Origin of the sequence: Chryseobacterium oryctis (assembly GCF_025971925.1) — a bacterium.
Taxonomy (GTDB): Bacteria; Bacteroidota; Bacteroidia; order Flavobacteriales; family Weeksellaceae; genus Chryseobacterium; species Chryseobacterium oryctis.
The window spans coordinates 102,299-119,005 of record NZ_JAPDHV010000005.1 but is presented as its reverse complement, the minus strand read 5'-3'; the positions used below and the strand labels follow the sequence as shown (position 1 = coordinate 119,005).

The 16,707-nt window shown below is 33.5% G+C and carries 12 protein-coding genes and 1 riboswitch; of the genes, 10 read left to right on the top strand and 2 right to left on the bottom strand.

Translation table 11 applies throughout. The annotated features are described in order from the left end of the window. Positions 1 to 32: 32 nt before the first annotated feature. Positions 33 to 2,651 (bottom strand): MGH1-like glycoside hydrolase domain-containing protein, encoded by a 2,619-nt coding sequence (locus OH806_RS12160; RefSeq protein ID WP_264743959.1) that lies wholly within the window; start codon positions 2,649 to 2,651, stop codon positions 33 to 35. A 187-nt stretch (positions 2,652 to 2,838) separates the two neighbouring features. Continuing rightward, positions 2,839 to 2,945: riboswitch (SAM riboswitch) on the top strand. A 59-nt stretch (positions 2,946 to 3,004) separates the two neighbouring features. Here OH806_RS12160 and OH806_RS12155 point away from each other — a divergent pair. Genes OH806_RS12155 through metF form a run of 8 tightly spaced genes read left to right on the top strand, consistent with a single transcriptional unit; the run spans position 3,005 to position 12,861 of the window. Beyond that, positions 3,005 to 3,949: an alpha/beta fold hydrolase gene (locus OH806_RS12155; protein ID WP_264743958.1), complete on the top strand. Its 945-nt coding sequence runs from the start codon at positions 3,005 to 3,007 to the stop codon at positions 3,947 to 3,949. After that, the gene (locus tag OH806_RS12150; RefSeq protein WP_264743957.1) at positions 3,946 to 5,484 is read left to right on the top strand and encodes an ACT domain-containing protein; all 1,539 of its coding nucleotides are present in this window, start codon (positions 3,946 to 3,948) and stop codon (positions 5,482 to 5,484) included. Before OH806_RS12155 ends, OH806_RS12150 begins: the two co-directional genes overlap by 4 nt. A 32-nt stretch (positions 5,485 to 5,516) precedes the next feature. Continuing rightward, a complete protein-coding gene (locus OH806_RS12145) occupies positions 5,517 to 6,677 on the top strand; it encodes an O-succinylhomoserine sulfhydrylase (protein ID WP_264743956.1) in 1,161 nt (386 codons plus the stop codon). A gap of 25 nt (positions 6,678 to 6,702) precedes the next feature. Then, complete coding sequence (locus OH806_RS12140) at positions 6,703 to 7,713, top strand: homocysteine S-methyltransferase family protein (protein WP_264743955.1); 1,011 nt, start codon at positions 6,703 to 6,705, stop codon at positions 7,711 to 7,713. A 17-nt stretch (positions 7,714 to 7,730) separates the two neighbouring features. After that, positions 7,731 to 8,105 (top strand): four helix bundle protein, encoded by a 375-nt coding sequence (locus OH806_RS12135; RefSeq protein ID WP_264743954.1) that lies wholly within the window; start codon positions 7,731 to 7,733, stop codon positions 8,103 to 8,105. Beyond that, complete coding sequence (gene metH / locus OH806_RS12130; protein ID WP_264743953.1) at positions 8,095 to 10,809, top strand: methionine synthase; 2,715 nt, start codon at positions 8,095 to 8,097, stop codon at positions 10,807 to 10,809. Before OH806_RS12135 ends, metH begins: the two co-directional genes overlap by 11 nt. Before the next feature lie 3 nt (positions 10,810 to 10,812). Next, complete coding sequence (locus OH806_RS12125) at positions 10,813 to 11,880, top strand: hypothetical protein (RefSeq protein ID WP_264743952.1); 1,068 nt, start codon at positions 10,813 to 10,815, stop codon at positions 11,878 to 11,880. Positions 11,881 to 11,901: 21 nt separating this feature from the next. Continuing rightward, the gene (gene metF / locus OH806_RS12120) at positions 11,902 to 12,861 is read left to right on the top strand and encodes a methylenetetrahydrofolate reductase [NAD(P)H] (protein WP_264743951.1); all 960 of its coding nucleotides are present in this window, start codon (positions 11,902 to 11,904) and stop codon (positions 12,859 to 12,861) included. A gap of 99 nt (positions 12,862 to 12,960) precedes the next feature. Here metF and OH806_RS12115 read toward each other — a convergent pair whose 3' ends face one another. Next, positions 12,961 to 14,118: a hypothetical protein gene (locus OH806_RS12115; RefSeq protein ID WP_264743950.1), complete on the bottom strand. Its 1,158-nt coding sequence runs from the start codon at positions 14,116 to 14,118 to the stop codon at positions 12,961 to 12,963. A gap of 102 nt (positions 14,119 to 14,220) precedes the next feature. Between OH806_RS12115 and folE the strand changes: the two genes are divergently transcribed. Then, entirely contained in the window at positions 14,221 to 14,889 is a 669-nt protein-coding gene (folE, locus tag OH806_RS12110) for a GTP cyclohydrolase I FolE (protein WP_264743949.1), read from the top strand. Positions 14,890 to 15,059: 170 nt separating this feature from the next. Beyond that, entirely contained in the window at positions 15,060 to 16,526 is a 1,467-nt protein-coding gene (cysS, locus tag OH806_RS12105; RefSeq protein ID WP_264743948.1) for a cysteine--tRNA ligase, read from the top strand. Positions 16,527 to 16,707 lie beyond the last annotated feature (181 nt).

Genomic DNA, 16,707 nt, shown 5'->3' with positions numbered 1-16,707 from the left:
CCGTTTCAAATTTTTGAGACGGATTTTTTTAATTATAATGTCAATCTTGGTTTCATCAGTTTGGCGACGGTTGCAGTCCAGCCGGTTTGATGGGAAGCTCCGACTCCACGTCCGTTATCTCCATGAAAATATTCATAGAATGTTATATAATCCTTGAAATTTTCATCAAAATTGAATTTGTGATTTCCGCCGTTAAAGGCTCTTTCACCTTTTTCATTTTTTAAAAATATCGAACAAAGTCTGTTGCTTATATTTTGGGCAACTTCATCAAGGTTTTTTTTGTCTCCGCTTCCTGTAGGTAATTCGACTTTTAGGCTATTTCCATAATAAAAATGAAACCGTTGCAGACTTTCAACAATCAAAAAATTGATAGGAAACCAAATCGGACCTCTCCAGTTACTGTTGCCTCCAAACATTCTGCTGTCACTTTCTGCAGGGGTATAATGAACCACATTCTCATTACCATGAACTGAAAATATAAACGGATTTTCTTCATAGACTTTAGACATTGCCCGAATTCCGTAAGAGCTTAAAAACTCCTTTTCATCAAGCATTCTTGTCAAGACTTTCGTTAATCTGGTTTTACGAAGTATGCTCATCAAATGTTTTCTTCTGTGTCCTTCTTCTTCCCAATGAGACACAAGTTTGGTAAGTTCTGGTTTGTTTTTTAAAACCCATTCCATTCTTGTTTTAAAATTGGGCATTTTATCGAGAAGATGGTGGTCAATAATTTCCACTGCAAACATCGGAATCAGTCCCACAATGCTTCTAAGTTTTAATGAAACACTTTCTCCATTTCCAAGCTGAAGCACATCATAGAAGAATCCGTCTTCTTCGTTCCAAAGTCCGTTTGTCCCTCCTCCCAGATTTTCCATTGCTTCAGCAATATAAAGATAGTGTTCAAAAAATTTGATGGCCATATCTTCATAAACCTGATAATATTGAGCTAATTCCATAGCAATTCGCATCATATTTAATGCATACATTGCCATCCAACTTGTTCCATCTGCTTGTTCAAGATATTGTCCGTCTTTCAAGACCATATTTCGGTCAAATGCTCCGATATTGTCTAGTCCAAGGAAACCTCCTCCAAAAATATTATTACCGTTTTTGTCTTTTCTGTTAACCCACCAAGTGAAGTTGAGAAGCAGCTTTTGGAAAACTTTTTCTAAAAATAAAAGGTCGGGTTTTCCGTTTTGCTTTTCATCAATTTTAAAAACCCTGAAACAAGACCATGCGTGAACCGGTGGATTTACATCACTCATATTCCATTCATACGCAGGAAGTTGTCCGTTAGGATGCATATACCATTCTTTTGTCAATAAAAGAAGCTGGTTTTTAGCGAAATCGGCATCAATGATGGCAAACGGAACACAATGAAATGCCAAATCCCAAGTCGCATACCAAGGATATTCCCATTTATCGGGCATTGAAATGATATCTTTATTGTGAAGGTGATTCCATTCGGTATTTCTTACATAATGGTTAAAATCTCGTGGAGCTTTAAAATTAGGATCACCTTTCAGCCATTTTCCGATGTTGTAATGATAGAATTGTTTATTCCAAAGAAGTCCTGCAAAAGCCTGTCTTTGTACATTTCTTTCATCATCATTTGTTACATCATTTTGAATTTCATTATAAAATTCATTAGCTTCATTAATTCTGGAATTGAAAATTTCGTCAAATTGATTGAAGGGTTCATCTAAATCATTAGGCGATAACCTGAAATCAAAAACTTTTGATTGTTTAGCTCCAATAGTTTCATCAATTAAGAAAGAGGCTTTTGTCCCTCTTTTTTCAGGATTAACGGTGTTACTTTTATGGATGATATAATCATTGATTCCGTCTTTAAAGTAGGTGTTTTCAGAGTGAGGAGCTCCATATAATTTAGAAATGTTGGTTTCATTTTCACAGAAAACACTCTCCACATTAAGATTTCTGGAGTAAAGTTTTTTAATGGAAATACTGTCGTGATTAATATCTATGCAGTTTTCGTGAGAAGATGCATTTATTTGTCCTTTATAGGTATTGTAGCCCCATTTCCAGTTATTTCTGAACCAAATTGTTGGAGCAACCACAATTGGAGCGTCAGTCTCACTTCTGTTGCATACTGTAACTCTGACTAAAATATCATTATGGTCGGCTTTGGCATATTCGATAAAGATGTCGAAGTATTCATCATTGCCAAAAATTCCGGTATCAATAATTTCGTATTCTGGGTCTTTTTTGCCGCGTTTTCCGTTTTCTTCAAGAATATTGTCGTATGGAAATGCATTGATGGGATATTTATAAACCATCTTCATATAGCTATGAGTTGGTGTATTATCCAGATAATAAAAAATTTCTTTTATATCTTCTCCGTGGTTTCCTTGAGGGTTACTCAGCCCGAAAAAACGCTCTTTTACCATTTTATCTTTCTTATTCCAAAAAGAAAGAGCAAAACAGAGAAGTTGTTTAAAATCGGAAATACCTGCAATTCCTTCTTCTCCCCAACGATAGGTGTAGCTTTCCGCAATATTATGATTGGTAAACTGCCATGCATCTCCATTTGAGCTGTAATCTTCACGTACATTTCCCCATTGTCTGTTACTTACATAGGGTCCCCAGTTTTTCCAATTATTATCTTGTAATCTTTGTTTTTCAACATTCATATTTCACCATTTTTCATGACGAAGGTAGTTTTTTTGGGAAAATAAACCAATTCTTATCACCTCGATAGCTTTTATTAATCCTTTGAAAACTTTCTGTTTATAGGCTTTTAGAGATTAAATTAAATTTTTATAAATATTTAAAAGAAAAGTTCTATATTTGCACCATTCGATCATTCACATATTGAAAATGTTATCAAGAAAGGTTGAGGGATTAGACCCTGTGAAACCTTAGCAACCCTTTGCTCAGACAAAGAAGGTGCTACGTTCTACCAATTTATTTTGGACAGATAACTTACTGAAGTTCTTTCAGCCATTTCTCGTGGCATTTTCAATTATATTTAAAGCAAATAGAATTGAAAACAGAACTAAACTATATTAATTTTTCGTATCAAACTCATTCCCAAAAGGAATATCATATCTCGTTGAGCTATCAGCTTTTCGGGAAAGACTTGTTTTCTGCTCCTATTATTTTGGTTAATCATGCCTTAACCGGAAACTCAGATGTTTCAGGCGAAAAAGGCTGGTGGAAAAAACTAATCGGAGAAAATCAGGTGATTGGTACAGATAAATATACAGTTCTGTGTTTCAATATTCCCGGAAACGGTTATGATGGTTTTTTAATTGACGAATATGAAGATTTCACAGCTTCGGATGTAGCCAATATATTTCTGAAAGGTCTTGAATTTTTAAATATTAAAAATTTATATGCCATTATCGGAGGTTCTTTAGGGGGCGGAATCGCTTGGGAAATGTTGGTGAAAAATCAACAGCTTGCCGAAGTTTTTATTCCTATTGCGTGTGATTTCAAAACACACGATTGGCTTCATGCACAATGTCTGGTTCAGAAATTTTTATTAAACCAAAATGATGAGCCTCTACAAAAAGCCCGAATTCATGCAATGTTGTGTTATAGAACACCTGAGTCATTAAATGATAGATTTCAAAATAAATATAATCAGCAAAAACAGAGATTAGAATCGGAAGACTGGTTGATTTATCACGGAAATGCTTTAAACGATAGATTTAGTTTAAAAGCGTACAAACTGATGAATCATTTGTTGATGAACATTAACGCTGAAGAAAATTTGTTGGAGAAAATTCAGGCGCAAATACATCTGGTTTCTGTAGATACAGATTTGTTTTTCCCAGCTTCAGAAATTCGAATGTGCTTTGAAAATCTAAAAAAGAAAAAAGAAAATGTTTTCTATCACGAAATAAAATCAATTCATGGGCATGATGCCTTTTTAATGGAATACGAACAATTAAATAATATCATAAAACCAATTCTTAAAATATGACAACAGCAGATACGATAAACATCTATCGAAACAAGGCACTGGTAAACTTTGAAGGAAAAGACTTTCTTGGGCAAATCGGAGTAGATTCCAGAATTTTTAAAACTTTAAATGATGAAGGAATCAGTGTCGGAGTAATTTCACAACAGGCAATTGAAAACGGAGTTTCGGTTTTGGTGGATGAAAAAGATGCAGAAGATGCAGTGAGAGTTCTTGCAGAAGAATTTAAAAATGAAAAAGCAAAAGGAGCTGTAAGTAATATTTATAATATTAATAATGTTGCGGTAATCGGTTTTGTATCAGAGAATTATAATAAAATTCTTTCTGAGCTTCAGCGAAATAAAATCTTCCCATTATTATTAAATCAAATTGCATCTGCAGGAAGAGTAAATATTGTAGTAACTGATAATCAGACAGAAATTGCCAAAAATATCATCGAAACAGAAATTTACGGAAAGCCAAAAGTTGTTCATTTAGCTTTAATCGGACACGGAAATGTGGGAGGAACTTTAGTAGAGCAGATTCTGGATTCAGAGCATGATATTTTAAAGCGTAAAAGATTACAATTGAAAATTGTTGCAATTGCCAACTCCAGAAAAATGGCTCTTAATAAAGCTGGTTTCGGAAGCGATTGGAGACAAAAAATCAATTATTCTCAAACAGATTCAAGCGTTGAAAATCTTATTCAGTATGCAAAAGAGCATCATTTGGAAAATCTTGTGATGGTAGATAATACAGCAAGTAAAGATTTTGTGAAACATTATGATTCTTTTGTTGACAACGGTTTTGATATTGTTTCATCAAATAAAATTTACAATACACTCCCTATTTCAAGCTATAGAAGTTTAAGAAAATCATTAGAAAAAAATAAGAAAAAATATCTTTACGAAACCAATGTGGGGGCAGGTTTACCGTTGATTGATACTATTAAATTGTTGCACCTTTCAGGAGAAAATATTACGAGAATCAAAGGGGTTTTTTCAGGTTCTTTAAGTTATATTTTCAATAATTTTTCAGTAAGAAATGAGAACTTTTCAACCATTATAGGTGAAGCAATGGAAAAAGGCTTTACAGAGCCAGATCCGCGTGAAGACCTTTCAGGAAATGACGTTGCTAGAAAACTGTTGATTTTGGCAAGAGAATTAGATTTGATTAATGAATTTAGTGATATTAATATCCAAAATTTAATCCCGGAACATCTTCTTTCAATTGATAAAACCGAATTCATTTCAAGACTTACAGAACTGGATGAAGAATATCAAAAAATAAAAGAAAATCAAGAACCAGAACATGTTTTAAGATATGTTGGAGATTTGCACGGAGATTTACAAAAGGATAAAGGAGAACTTGATGTGAAATTGATTTCTGTTCCTGCCAATTCCGCTTTAGGACAACTGAAAGGTTCAGATTCTATCTTTGAAATTTATACGGAAAGTTATGGCGAAAATCCAATTGTAATCATGGGAGCGGGAGCGGGAGCAAAAGTTACGGCGAGAGGTGTTTTCGGAGATATTTTAAGAGTAAGTGAAACCAAATAAATACAATCGTAAGATTGACAAATTAAAACTATATGGAAAATTTTGAAACATTCGCAATAAGAACTCAAACAGAAAGAACTCAGTTTGACGAGCATTCAACTCCGCTATATCTTACATCCAGCTTTATTTTTCAGGATGCAGAAGATATGAGAGCAAGTTTTGCAGAAGAAAAATCTAAAAATTTATACAGCCGATTTTCAAACCCAAATGTAACGGAATTTACAGATAAAATCGCAAAAATGGAAGGTGCTGAAGCAGGTTATGCGTTTGCAACAGGAATGGCCGCAATCTATTCAACTTTTGCAACTTTATTAAATGCTGGAGACCATATTGTGAGCTGTCAATCAGTTTTTGGTTCTACACATACTCTGTTTACAAAATATTTCCCAAAATGGAATATCGAAACAACTTATTTCAAAGCTGAAGATGCTGAGAATGTAGAAAAATATATTCAGCCGAATACAAAAATTTTATATTTGGAAACTCCGACAAACCCGGCTATTGAAGTACTTGATTTGGAGTTTTTCGGGCAGATTGCAAAAAAACATAATCTTATTTTTATAGTAGATAACTGCTTTGCAACACCTTACCTTCAGCAGCCTATAAAATACGGTGCGGATATTGTTGTTCATTCGGCAACGAAACTGATTGATGGTCAAGGTCGTGTTTTAGGAGGTGTGGCAGTTGGTAGGGAAGATTTAATTCGTGAAATTTATCTTTTCGCAAGAAATACAGGACCTGCAATGTCGCCTTTCAACGCATGGGTGTTGTCAAAAAGTTTGGAAACTTTAGCAATTCGTGTTGAAAAACATTGTGAAAATGCTTTAAAAGTGGCTAAGTTTTTAGAAAATCACCCTAATGTAGAATTGGTGAAATATCCTTTCCTAAAATCTCATCCAAGTTATGAAGTTGCAAAAAAACAAATGAAATTGGGTGGAAATATCGTTGCTTTTGAAGTAAAAGGAGGAATAGAAGGAGGTCGAAATTTTTTAAATAAGATTAAAATGTGTTCTCTTTCTGCCAATTTAGGTGATACCAGAACGATTGTGACGCATCCTGCATCTACAACGCATTCAAAATTGTCTGATGAAGAAAGAAATGAGGTCGGAATTACAGCAGGTTTGGTTCGTTGTTCCGTAGGGTTGGAAAATGTGGATGATATCATCGAAGATTTAAAACAAGCATTGGATTAATTCCATGATGAAAAAATAATATACAATGAAAAATACTGAAAAACTATATAAAGTATTATCCGAAAGAATTTTGGTTCTCGACGGAGCGATGGGAACAATGCTTCAGCGGTATAAATTCGAGGAAGAAGATTATCGTGGTGAGCGTTTTAAGGATTGGAAATCTCCTGTAAAAGGGAACAATGATTTACTTTCTTTAACTCAGCCTCATGCAATAGAAGAGGTTCATAGAAAATATTTAGAAGCGGGAGCTGATATTATTGAAACCAATACCTTTTCAGGAACTACGATTGCAATGGCAGATTATCACATGGAAGATTTGGTCTATGAACTAAACTATGAATCTGCAAAAATTGCAAGAAAAGTTTGTGATGAATTTACCGCCAAAAACCCTGACAAGCCAAGATTTGTAGCAGGTTCTATTGGTCCTACAAACAGAACGGCAAGCTTAAGCCCGGATGTGAATGACCCAGGTTATAGAGCCATTACTTTTGAAGAGCTTCGCGTAGCTTATAAGCAGCAGAGTGAGGCTTTGTTAGACGGAGGTTCTGATATTTTATTGGTTGAAACAATTTTTGATACACTGAATGCAAAAGCTGCATTATTTGCAATTGATGAAATTCAGGAAGAAAGAGGAATTAAAATCCCAATTATGGTTTCCGGAACAATTACCGATGCTTCAGGAAGAACATTGAGCGGACAAACAGCTGAAGCCTTTTTAATTTCAGTTTCTCATTTGAATTTATTGAGTGTTGGTTTCAATTGTGCTTTGGGAGCGAGTCAATTAACGCCATATTTGGAAACAGTAGCCCATAATTCTGAATTTTATATTTCAGCATATCCAAATGCAGGATTGCCCAATGCTTTCGGAAAATACGATGAGACGCCTGAATATATGGCGAGTCAGATTAAAGAATATGCGGAAAAAGGATTAATCAATATTATCGGAGGTTGTTGTGGAACAACTCCGGACCATATCAAGGCAATTGCAGATTTGGTTAAAAATTACGAACCCAGAAAGTTAGTGTTTAGTATTTAGTATAAAGTTTATAGATTATGGGTTTTCAAGACTTTACAACACTAGATGTTTGGTTATCTGCAAGACAGTTAGCCAATTCAGTTTATATAATTACTAGAGAATTTCCAAGCTCGGAACAATTTGGATTAACTAGTCAAATGGGACGTTGTGTAGTTTCTATTCCATCAAATATTGCAGAAGGGGTTGGACGAAATACAGCCAAGGGAACTCTGGTTTTTCTTTACATTTCAAGAGGTTCATTATTCGAGTTAGAAACTCAATTTTATCTCGCATTAGACCAACAATTTATTAATAAAGATATTTTTAATAGAATTTCAGATGAAATTCAAACTTCAAAAAAACTGTTAAATGGTTTTATTAATTATTTTAAAAAAGTAGAAAATGGAAAATAAAATCAATAACGAAATATTAAACACCAAACACCAAACACCAAACACCAAATACCTTCGATTATCAGGTCTTGAACCATTGATTATTACTCCTGAAAGTAATTTTATCAACGTCGGAGAAAGAACCAATGTGGCAGGTTCAAAGAAATTTTTAAGATTAATAAAAGAAGAAAAATTTGCTGAAGCTTTAGATATTGCACGTCATCAGGTTGAAGGTGGTGCGCAGATTCTTGATGTTAATTTTGATGACGGATTGATTGATGGAAAAGCTTCAATGATTAAATTTTTAAATTTAATAGCTTCTGAACCGGATATTGCCAGAATCCCGATAATGATTGATTCCTCAAAATGGGAAATTTTGGAAGCGGGATTGCAGGTTGCACAAGGAAAATGTGTTGTAAACTCTATCAGTTTGAAAGGCGGAGAAGAAGAGTTTATAAAACAGGCAAAAGCGATTAAAAGATATGGTGCAGCAGTAATTGTAATGGCTTTTGATGAGGTTGGACAAGCCGATACTTATGATCGTAGAATTGAAATTTCAAAACGGTCTTATGATATTTTAGTCAATCAATTAAACTTTCCACCAGAGGATATTATTTTCGATTTAAATATTTTCCCTGTTGCAACAGGAATGGAAGAGCATAGAAAAAATGCTGTTGATTTTATTGAAGCTACGAGATGGGTTCGTCAAAATCTTCCGTATGTGTCTGTAAGTGGGGGAGTAAGTAATGTTTCGTTTTCATTTCGAGGAAATGATACAGTGAGAGAAGCAATGCACTCTGTTTTCTTGTATCATGCCATTCAGGCGGGAATGAATATGGGAATTGTAAATCCGGCGATGTTGGAGGTTTATGATGAGATTAATAAAGAACTTCTTGAATTAGTAGAAGATGTAATTCTTGATAGAAGGGAGGATGCAACAGAAAGATTATTGGATTATTCTGAGAAACATAAATCTGTTAAAAAAGAAAAAGTTGAGGACTTAGAATGGAGAAATCATCCTTTACAAGAAAGAATTACTCATGCTTTGGTAAAAGGAATAGACCGTTTTATTGAAGAGGATGTAGAAGAAGCAAGATTGCAAGTAGAAAAACCGCTCCATGTGATTGAAATTAATCTAATGACCGGAATGGGGGTTGTCGGAGACTTATTCGGAAGCGGAAAAATGTTTTTGCCACAGGTTGTAAAATCTGCGAGGGTGATGAAAAAAGCGGTAGCTTATTTACAACCGTTCATTGAAGCGGAGAAAGACGGAACCAAACCAGCCAACGGAAAGGTTTTGATGGCAACCGTAAAAGGTGATGTTCACGATATTGGTAAAAATATTGTGAGTGTGGTTTTAGGTTGTAATAATTATGAAATTGTTGACCTCGGAGTGATGGTTCCTGCTGAAAAAATTATCCAAACTGCAATTGAAGAAAAAGTAGATGTTATTGGGTTGAGCGGGTTGATTACACCAAGTTTAGATGAGATGGTTTACATCGCTTCTGAATTAGAAAGACAAAACCTTGATTTTCCATTGATGATTGGTGGTGCAACAACTTCAAAAGCACACACAGCGGTAAAAATCGATTTGAAATATAAAAACGCTGTTGTTCATGTGAATGACGCTTCCCGAGCGGTAAATGTAGTAAGTTCATTGCTGGGGGACAGAAATAAAGAATATGTTGAGGATTTAAAAAGCGATTATTCCGATTTCAGAGAGAAATTTCTGAACAGACAGGTTGATAAAGATTATGTTTCGATTGAAGAGGCGAGAGATAATAAGTTTAAAATTGATTGGGAAAATGAAGAGATTTTTACACCAAATCAGTTAGGAGTAACCGTTATTGAAAATCAGGATTTAAACGAGCTGTTGCCATATATTGATTGGTCTCCGTTCTTCAGAAGTTGGGATTTGCATGGTAAATATCCTAATATTTTAGAAGATGAGGTTGTGGGTGTTCAGGCGAAAGAGTTGTTTAATGATGCTCAAGTTATTTTAAAGAAAATTTTAGATGAAAAGCTTTTAACAGCAAAAGCAGTTTTTGGAATTTTTAAAGCTAATTCTAATGAGACGGATGACATTCTAATCTTTAATGAAAGTAATAAAGAACAGGCTAAATTCTTAACATTAAGACAACAAGCACAACGTTCTAAAGGAAAAGAATATCTGGCTTTAAGTGATTTTATTGCGCCTCAAAGCTCAGGAAAAGCTGACTATGTGGGAGCATTTTGTGTAACTACAGGTTTCGGAACTGATGAATTGGCTGAAGAATATGAGAAAGCTAATGATGACTATAATGCAATTATGGTAAAAGCTTTGGCGGATCGTTTTGCAGAGGCTTATGCCGAGTTTTTACATAAAAAAATCAGGACAGAATATTGGGGATATGCAAATCAGGAAAATTTAAGCAATGAAGAATTAATTGCCGAGAAATATAAAGGAATTCGTCCTGCTCCAGGTTATCCGGCTTGCCCAGATCATTTAGAAAAGAAAACCATTTGGGATTTACTGAAAGTAAAAGAAAATATTGGAGTTTATTTAACTGAAAGTTTGGCAATGTTCCCGACAGCTTCGGTTTCCGGGTATTATTTTGGAAGTCCTCACGCGAAATATTTTGGTTTAGGAAAAATTACAGAAGATCAGCTTAAAGATTATTCTGAAAGAAGGGCTTGTAGTATTCAGGAAGCAAAAAAATGGTTATCACCTAATTTAGCAGATTGACGTATGGGTAAAAATATTCTTATATGGTTTTGTATTGTCTTTTTTGTTCAAAGTTATGCTCAAAAATACAGCGATAAAGATTTTATTGGATATGTAAATTACACGAATATTCCTTTGGTGAATGTAAGATTCAATCCACTGTTGTTTGATCATGTTTTAGACAGAGAACCGGAATGGTATTCAAAAAATAAGATAAAAAAGATTACTTATTTGATGGATGGGCAATTCTATCAGTCTTTTCAATATTCACGAGATGGAAACGTTGTGGAAAGTAACTATGAGAAAGGCTCAAAATATCTTACATCAAAAAATAAGGATGAAATAATTACAATTGGATATAATAATGATAAAGAGAATACCATTGTTTCCAAAAAAATGACACCTGACGGAAAATTGTTAAGAATTAAAAGTCAATATGCTACAACTAAAAATGATTCTACCATAAATAAATTCTATTATGAAAATAATAGAATTGTGAAGAAAGAACAGTATTTCAATAATAAGATTCAAAGAAAAAGCGAATTTAAATACGATAAAAATTTACTTGTAAACATGATTAATATGGATTATGCCATACAGGTGCAGCCAAATCAGACACGGGAATCGGATAATATCATCTACAAATATGACAGCCAAAATAATTGTATCTCTATTGAAGGCGTTCGTTATTTTGGTGTTTTAAAAGACAGACATTTTTATAAATATAGCAGTAAAAACAAGTTATTAAGAGAAGATTATATTCTGAATGAAGGCAAAGGCTCTGAAATAAATGAAGGAAGTATAGAATATGCTTATGCCGAAAAAGACAGATTAAGTAAAATATCGGAATCAAATAAGTCTAAAGCAAGTGTTACCCAAATTATCTATGGAGATAACAATAAAGTGAAATCGATTATTATTAATTGTGATAACGGATGTTATTCAACATATTTTCCTATTAATTTCTATCCAGGTAAAATTACATGTGTTTATGATATAAAATATGACGATAAAAACAATATGATAGAGATAAACAATACTTTAAATGGTCAGTTGAAAAACAAGTCGGAATATATTATAGAATACTATTAAAAATTAGAACTAAAATATAAAATGAAGATAACAGAACACATAAAAAACGCAAACGGAAAAACTTTGTTTTCTTTAGAAGTTGTTCCACCACAAAAGGGAATTGGGATAGAAGATTTATATAAAAATATCGACCCTTTAATGGAGTTCAAACCTCCGTTTATAGATGTCACGACTTCGAGAGAAGAATATATTTATATAGATAAAGGAAATGGTTTAATGGAGCGCAGAATCACAAGAATGCGTCCTGGAACTTTGGGGATTTGTGCGGCAATTCAGCATAAATATAATGTAGACACTGTTCCGCATTTGCTTTGTGGAGGTTTTACGAAAGAAGAAACCGAATATCTCTTGGTTGACTGTATGTACCTTGGAATTGATAATGTAATGGCTTTAAGAGGTGATGCGATGAAAGGACATCAGTATTTTGAACCAACAAAAGGTGGACATGCCAGTGCAATGGATTTAGTTCATCAAATCAATGATTTAGGGAGAGGTAAATATCTTCATGACGACAAAGAATGTGATGATGGACTTAATAAATTCTGCATCGGAGTTGCCGGTTATCCTGAAAAACATATGGAAGCTCCTTCAATGAATTATGATTTGAAATGGCTGAAGCAAAAAGTTGATGCAGGTGCAGATTATATTGTGTCCCAAATGTTTTTTGATAACAAGAAATTTATAGAATTTGTTAAAAGTGCAAGAGAAATGGGGATCACCGTTCCTATCATTCCGGGGATTAAGCCTATTGCTACAAAGAAACATTTGAAAATTCTACCACAAGTTTTTAAAATTGATTTACCAGAAGAGCTTATTAATGAAGTTGAAAATGCTAAAAATAATGATGCGGTAAAACAAATAGGAATAGAGTGGGCGATTAACCAATGCAGAGAATTACTTGATTTTGGAGTTCCTGTTTTGCATTTTTATTCTATGGGAAAAAGTGATAATATTAAAAAAGTAGCTAGAGAGCTATTCTAATAAAGTAAAATGATTTTTGATTTTAAGTCTTGCCAAAAGCAAGACTTTTTTTAGGAATGTTAGAAAGAATTCGGAGGCACCTTTGGTGCCTCCGAATTCTTATCCCAGCATAGGATGTCTCTCAAATTCTTTTGTTCTGTCAAAAAGATATCGGTAAGTTGCTAGTTTTCTGGTTACCGTGGTATCAAGGTTTTCGGCAATTTTTATCATTTTAGGGTTGAAATCGCCAATCCATTGAAGTTCGGTGACCTTGAAATCGGTATGCTTTCTTAAATGTTGAGTTCCTTCCCAAATCATGTAGCCATCAATTCCTTTTTTTTGCCATTCGGGAACAACTCCGAAAACCAGACCTACCATTTTTTCATTTTTTTTGAATTTTTTAATCCATAAAAATTTGAGCTTTTCTATTAATCCGAATTTTCCTTTCAGATATTTAAACCATTGGTTCAAATCGGGAATATTAATCCACATTGCAATCGGCTTATCGTTTTCGTACACAAACCAAGAAATATGCTCATTAATAACAGGCTTCATTATTTTGAACATCTTTAATGCTTTAGCTTCTTCCATCTGCTTTCCTTCTCCATGTGAAGCCCATGCTTTATTGTAAATTTCTGTGAAATCTTTAGCAAATTTTTCCAGATTATTTTTTTTCATTGGTTTTGCAGAAATGGCAGGATTGTTTTTGTACTTATTATGCATTACAGTGAAAACCCTTGAAACTTCTGCAAATACAGGTCTTGAAAAGCAGAGTTGTTCAAAATAAACTTTAAAACCATAGTTTTCAAAAAGTTCTTTGTAATAAGGAAAATTGTAGTTCATTCCGTATAAAGGCTCAATAAATCCGTCTGTTAAAAGTCCCCAAAATTTATCCCTCTCTCCGAAGTTTATTGGTCCGTCCATAGCTTCCATCCCTCTTTGCTGAAGCCAGTTTTTACAATAATCAAAAATAAAATTGGCAGTTTCCTGGTCGTTGATACAATCAAAAAAACCAATTCCACCTGTAGGTTGCTTTTGTTTATAAAGCTTATTGATAAAAACAGCTACTTTTCCTACGGTTTGGTTTTGCTTATTTTTAAATAAAAACCTTTTGCATTCTCCGTTTTTAAAGAATTTATTTTTTTTAGGGCTAAAAACCTCTTCAATATCATTATTTAAAGGTCTTATATAATTTTTGTCGTGTTGATAAAGTTTTGCTGGAAATTCTAAAAATTCCTTCTTCTGGTTTTCGTTCTGTACTTCTTCAGCAATAATCATAGTGTAAAATGAGAATAGAGGTGAAAGATAATATTTTTCGATTAAATTCAAATAAATGAAACGGATATTATCCGTATTTTTGTTGCAAATTAAATAAAAAAAATGGTTGATTTTACTGATAACGACGATGATGTTTTCACGGGAAAAGAACACACGCCTATAAGGAAAGATGCTTTTGATAAATCGCCACAGGAAAAAATAGAAAAAATCACTGAGCTTTTTGGAGAAATCATGGAAACGTTAGGTTTGGATATGACTGATGACTCCTTGAAAGATTCTCCGAAACGTGTTGCTAAAATGTACGTAAATGAAATTTTCGGAGGCCTTCTTCCTGAGAACAAACCGGGAATTTCTACTTTTTCGAATAAATATAAATACCGCCAAATGTTGGTGGAAAAAGATATTACTGTATATTCGTTCTGCGAACATCATTTTTTACCGATTATAGGAAGAGCGCATGTTGCTTACATTTCAAATGGCGAAGTGATTGGTCTTTCAAAAATTAACAGAATTGTTGATTATTATGCGAAAAGACCTCAGGTTCAGGAAAGATTGACCATGCAGATTGTAGATGCTTTAAAGGAAGCATTAGGAACAAAAGATGTGGCTTGTATCATTGATGCAAAACATCTTTGTGTAAATTGTAGAGGAATAAAAGACACGGCAAGTTCTACCATCACAGCAGAATTAAGTGGTATTTTCAGAACCAACCCTATTACAAGACAAGAGTTCCTGCATTATGTAGGAAGCCATGCGAAATTAGATTATTAAGTCAATGCTTAATGAAATATAAATAATGATTAAATTTAAAAAAGTTTCAGATAAAATTTTTGTGACAACGATTATTTGTTGTTGCAAAGGATGTTGTTAAAAGACCTCGAATTTTTAACTATAAAATTTTGAAATTAAACTTAAAAAAATCATTAAATCAAGAATAAAAAATGCAATTAAAGATATACAACTCGCTTGCGGGAGAAAAAGAAATATTTAAGCCAATTTTAGAAGGGAATGTTGGGATGTACGTTTGTGGACCTACAGTTTACAGTAATGTACATTTAGGAAATGTGAGAACTTTCCTTTCTTTCGATTTTATCTACAGGAGTTTGATGCATTTGGGATATAAAGTAAGGTATGTAAGAAATATCACCGATGCAGGTCACCTTACCGATGACGGAGATGTAAATAATGATAGATTCGTAAAACAAACCCGTCTTGAAAAATTAGAACCAATGGAAATCGTGCAAAAATATACAGTAGATTTTCATAAAGTTCTGGATATGTTCAATTTATTACCTCCGAATATCGAACCTACAGCCACAGGTCACATTGTTGAGCAGATTGAACTTACCCAAAAATTGATTGAAAGAGGTTTTGCTTATGAAAGCAATGGTTCTGTGTATTTTGATGTACTAGAATACAACAAAAGAGGCTTGAATTATGGTGAACTGTCAAAAAGAAATATAGAAGAACTTTTTGCTAATACACGTGATTTGGACGGGCAGGGAGAAAAGAAAAACCCACAAGATTTTGCATTGTGGAAAAAAGCATCTCCAGCACATATTATGAGGTGGAATTCGCCTTGGGGAGAAGGTTTTCCGGGATGGCATCTTGAATGTACAGCAATGAGTACAAAATATTTGGGTGAAACTTTCGACATTCACGGAGGCGGAATGGACTTGAAATTTCCTCACCACGAATGTGAAATAGCACAAGGTAAGGCTTGTAATGATGCTGCTCCTGTAAATTATTGGATGCATGCTAATATGTTGACAATGAATTCTCAACGTATGAGTAAGTCAACCGGAAATTATATTTTGCCAATGCAATTGGTAACTGGTGAAAATGATTTCTTTGAAAAGCCTTTCCATCCGTCAATTGTACGTTTTTGCTTTTTACAGGCTCATTACAGAAGCGTTTTAGATATTTCTAATGATGCGATGTTAGCGAGTGAAAAAGGATTCATTAGATTAATGGAAGCTGTAAAAGTATTAAATTCAATCACTCCAAACGATGAAAAACAATCTGGCTTCAACCTGGAAGAATGGAAAAATAAATGCTATGATGCTTTAACGGATGATTTTAATTCACCTATTTTAATTGCACATTTATTTGAGGTTGTTAAATTTATTTTTGCCTTAAATGATAATAAGGAAACTATTTCAACTAAAGATTTAGAGGATTTAAAATCTACTTTGAATGCATTCGTTTTTGAGGTTTTAGGTTTGCAGACTATTGAGGAAAATAATAATGAGAAGCTAGATCAAACATTGCAGGTTTTAATTGAACTAAGAAATCAGGCAAGAAAATCTAAAAACTTTGAGCTTTCAGACCAGATTCGGGACAAACTTCTTGCTGAAGGCATTGAGCTGAAAGACGGAAGGGATGGCACAACCTATGTTTTGAATTAGAATTTTAGAAATAATTATGATAAACTCTCACATTTTGTGGGAGTTTTTTTATGTCCATATTTTATCATTTTGATAAAGTAGAAATCTTTGTTTTAATCTTAATCAAAAAAAATTATAATTCAATTTAAAAATTATGTAAATTAGTAATAATAAAATGATTACGAATCTAAATTCTACATGT

Bases quoted from the DNA above. Each gene is read 5' to 3' on its own strand.
- cysS (WP_264743948.1), top strand. From the start codon at position 15,060: ATGCAATTAAAGATATACAACTCGCTTGCGGGAGAAAAAGAAATATTT.
- OH806_RS12125 (WP_264743952.1), top strand. From the start codon at position 10,813: ATGGGTAAAAATATTCTTATATGGTTTTGTATTGTCTTTTTTGTTCAA.
- folE (WP_264743949.1), top strand. From the start codon at position 14,221: ATGGTTGATTTTACTGATAACGACGATGATGTTTTCACGGGAAAAGAA.
- OH806_RS12160 (WP_264743959.1), bottom strand. From the start codon at position 2,651: ATGAATGTTGAAAAACAAAGATTACAAGATAATAATTGGAAAAACTGG.
- metH (WP_264743953.1), top strand. From the start codon at position 8,095: ATGGAAAATAAAATCAATAACGAAATATTAAACACCAAACACCAAACA.
- OH806_RS12115 (WP_264743950.1), bottom strand. From the start codon at position 14,118: ATGATTATTGCTGAAGAAGTACAGAACGAAAACCAGAAGAAGGAATTT.
- OH806_RS12145 (WP_264743956.1), top strand. From the start codon at position 5,517: ATGGAAAATTTTGAAACATTCGCAATAAGAACTCAAACAGAAAGAACT.
- OH806_RS12135 (WP_264743954.1), top strand. From the start codon at position 7,731: ATGGGTTTTCAAGACTTTACAACACTAGATGTTTGGTTATCTGCAAGA.
- OH806_RS12150 (WP_264743957.1), top strand. From the start codon at position 3,946: ATGACAACAGCAGATACGATAAACATCTATCGAAACAAGGCACTGGTA.
- OH806_RS12140 (WP_264743955.1), top strand. From the start codon at position 6,703: ATGAAAAATACTGAAAAACTATATAAAGTATTATCCGAAAGAATTTTG.
- metF (WP_264743951.1), top strand. From the start codon at position 11,902: ATGAAGATAACAGAACACATAAAAAACGCAAACGGAAAAACTTTGTTT.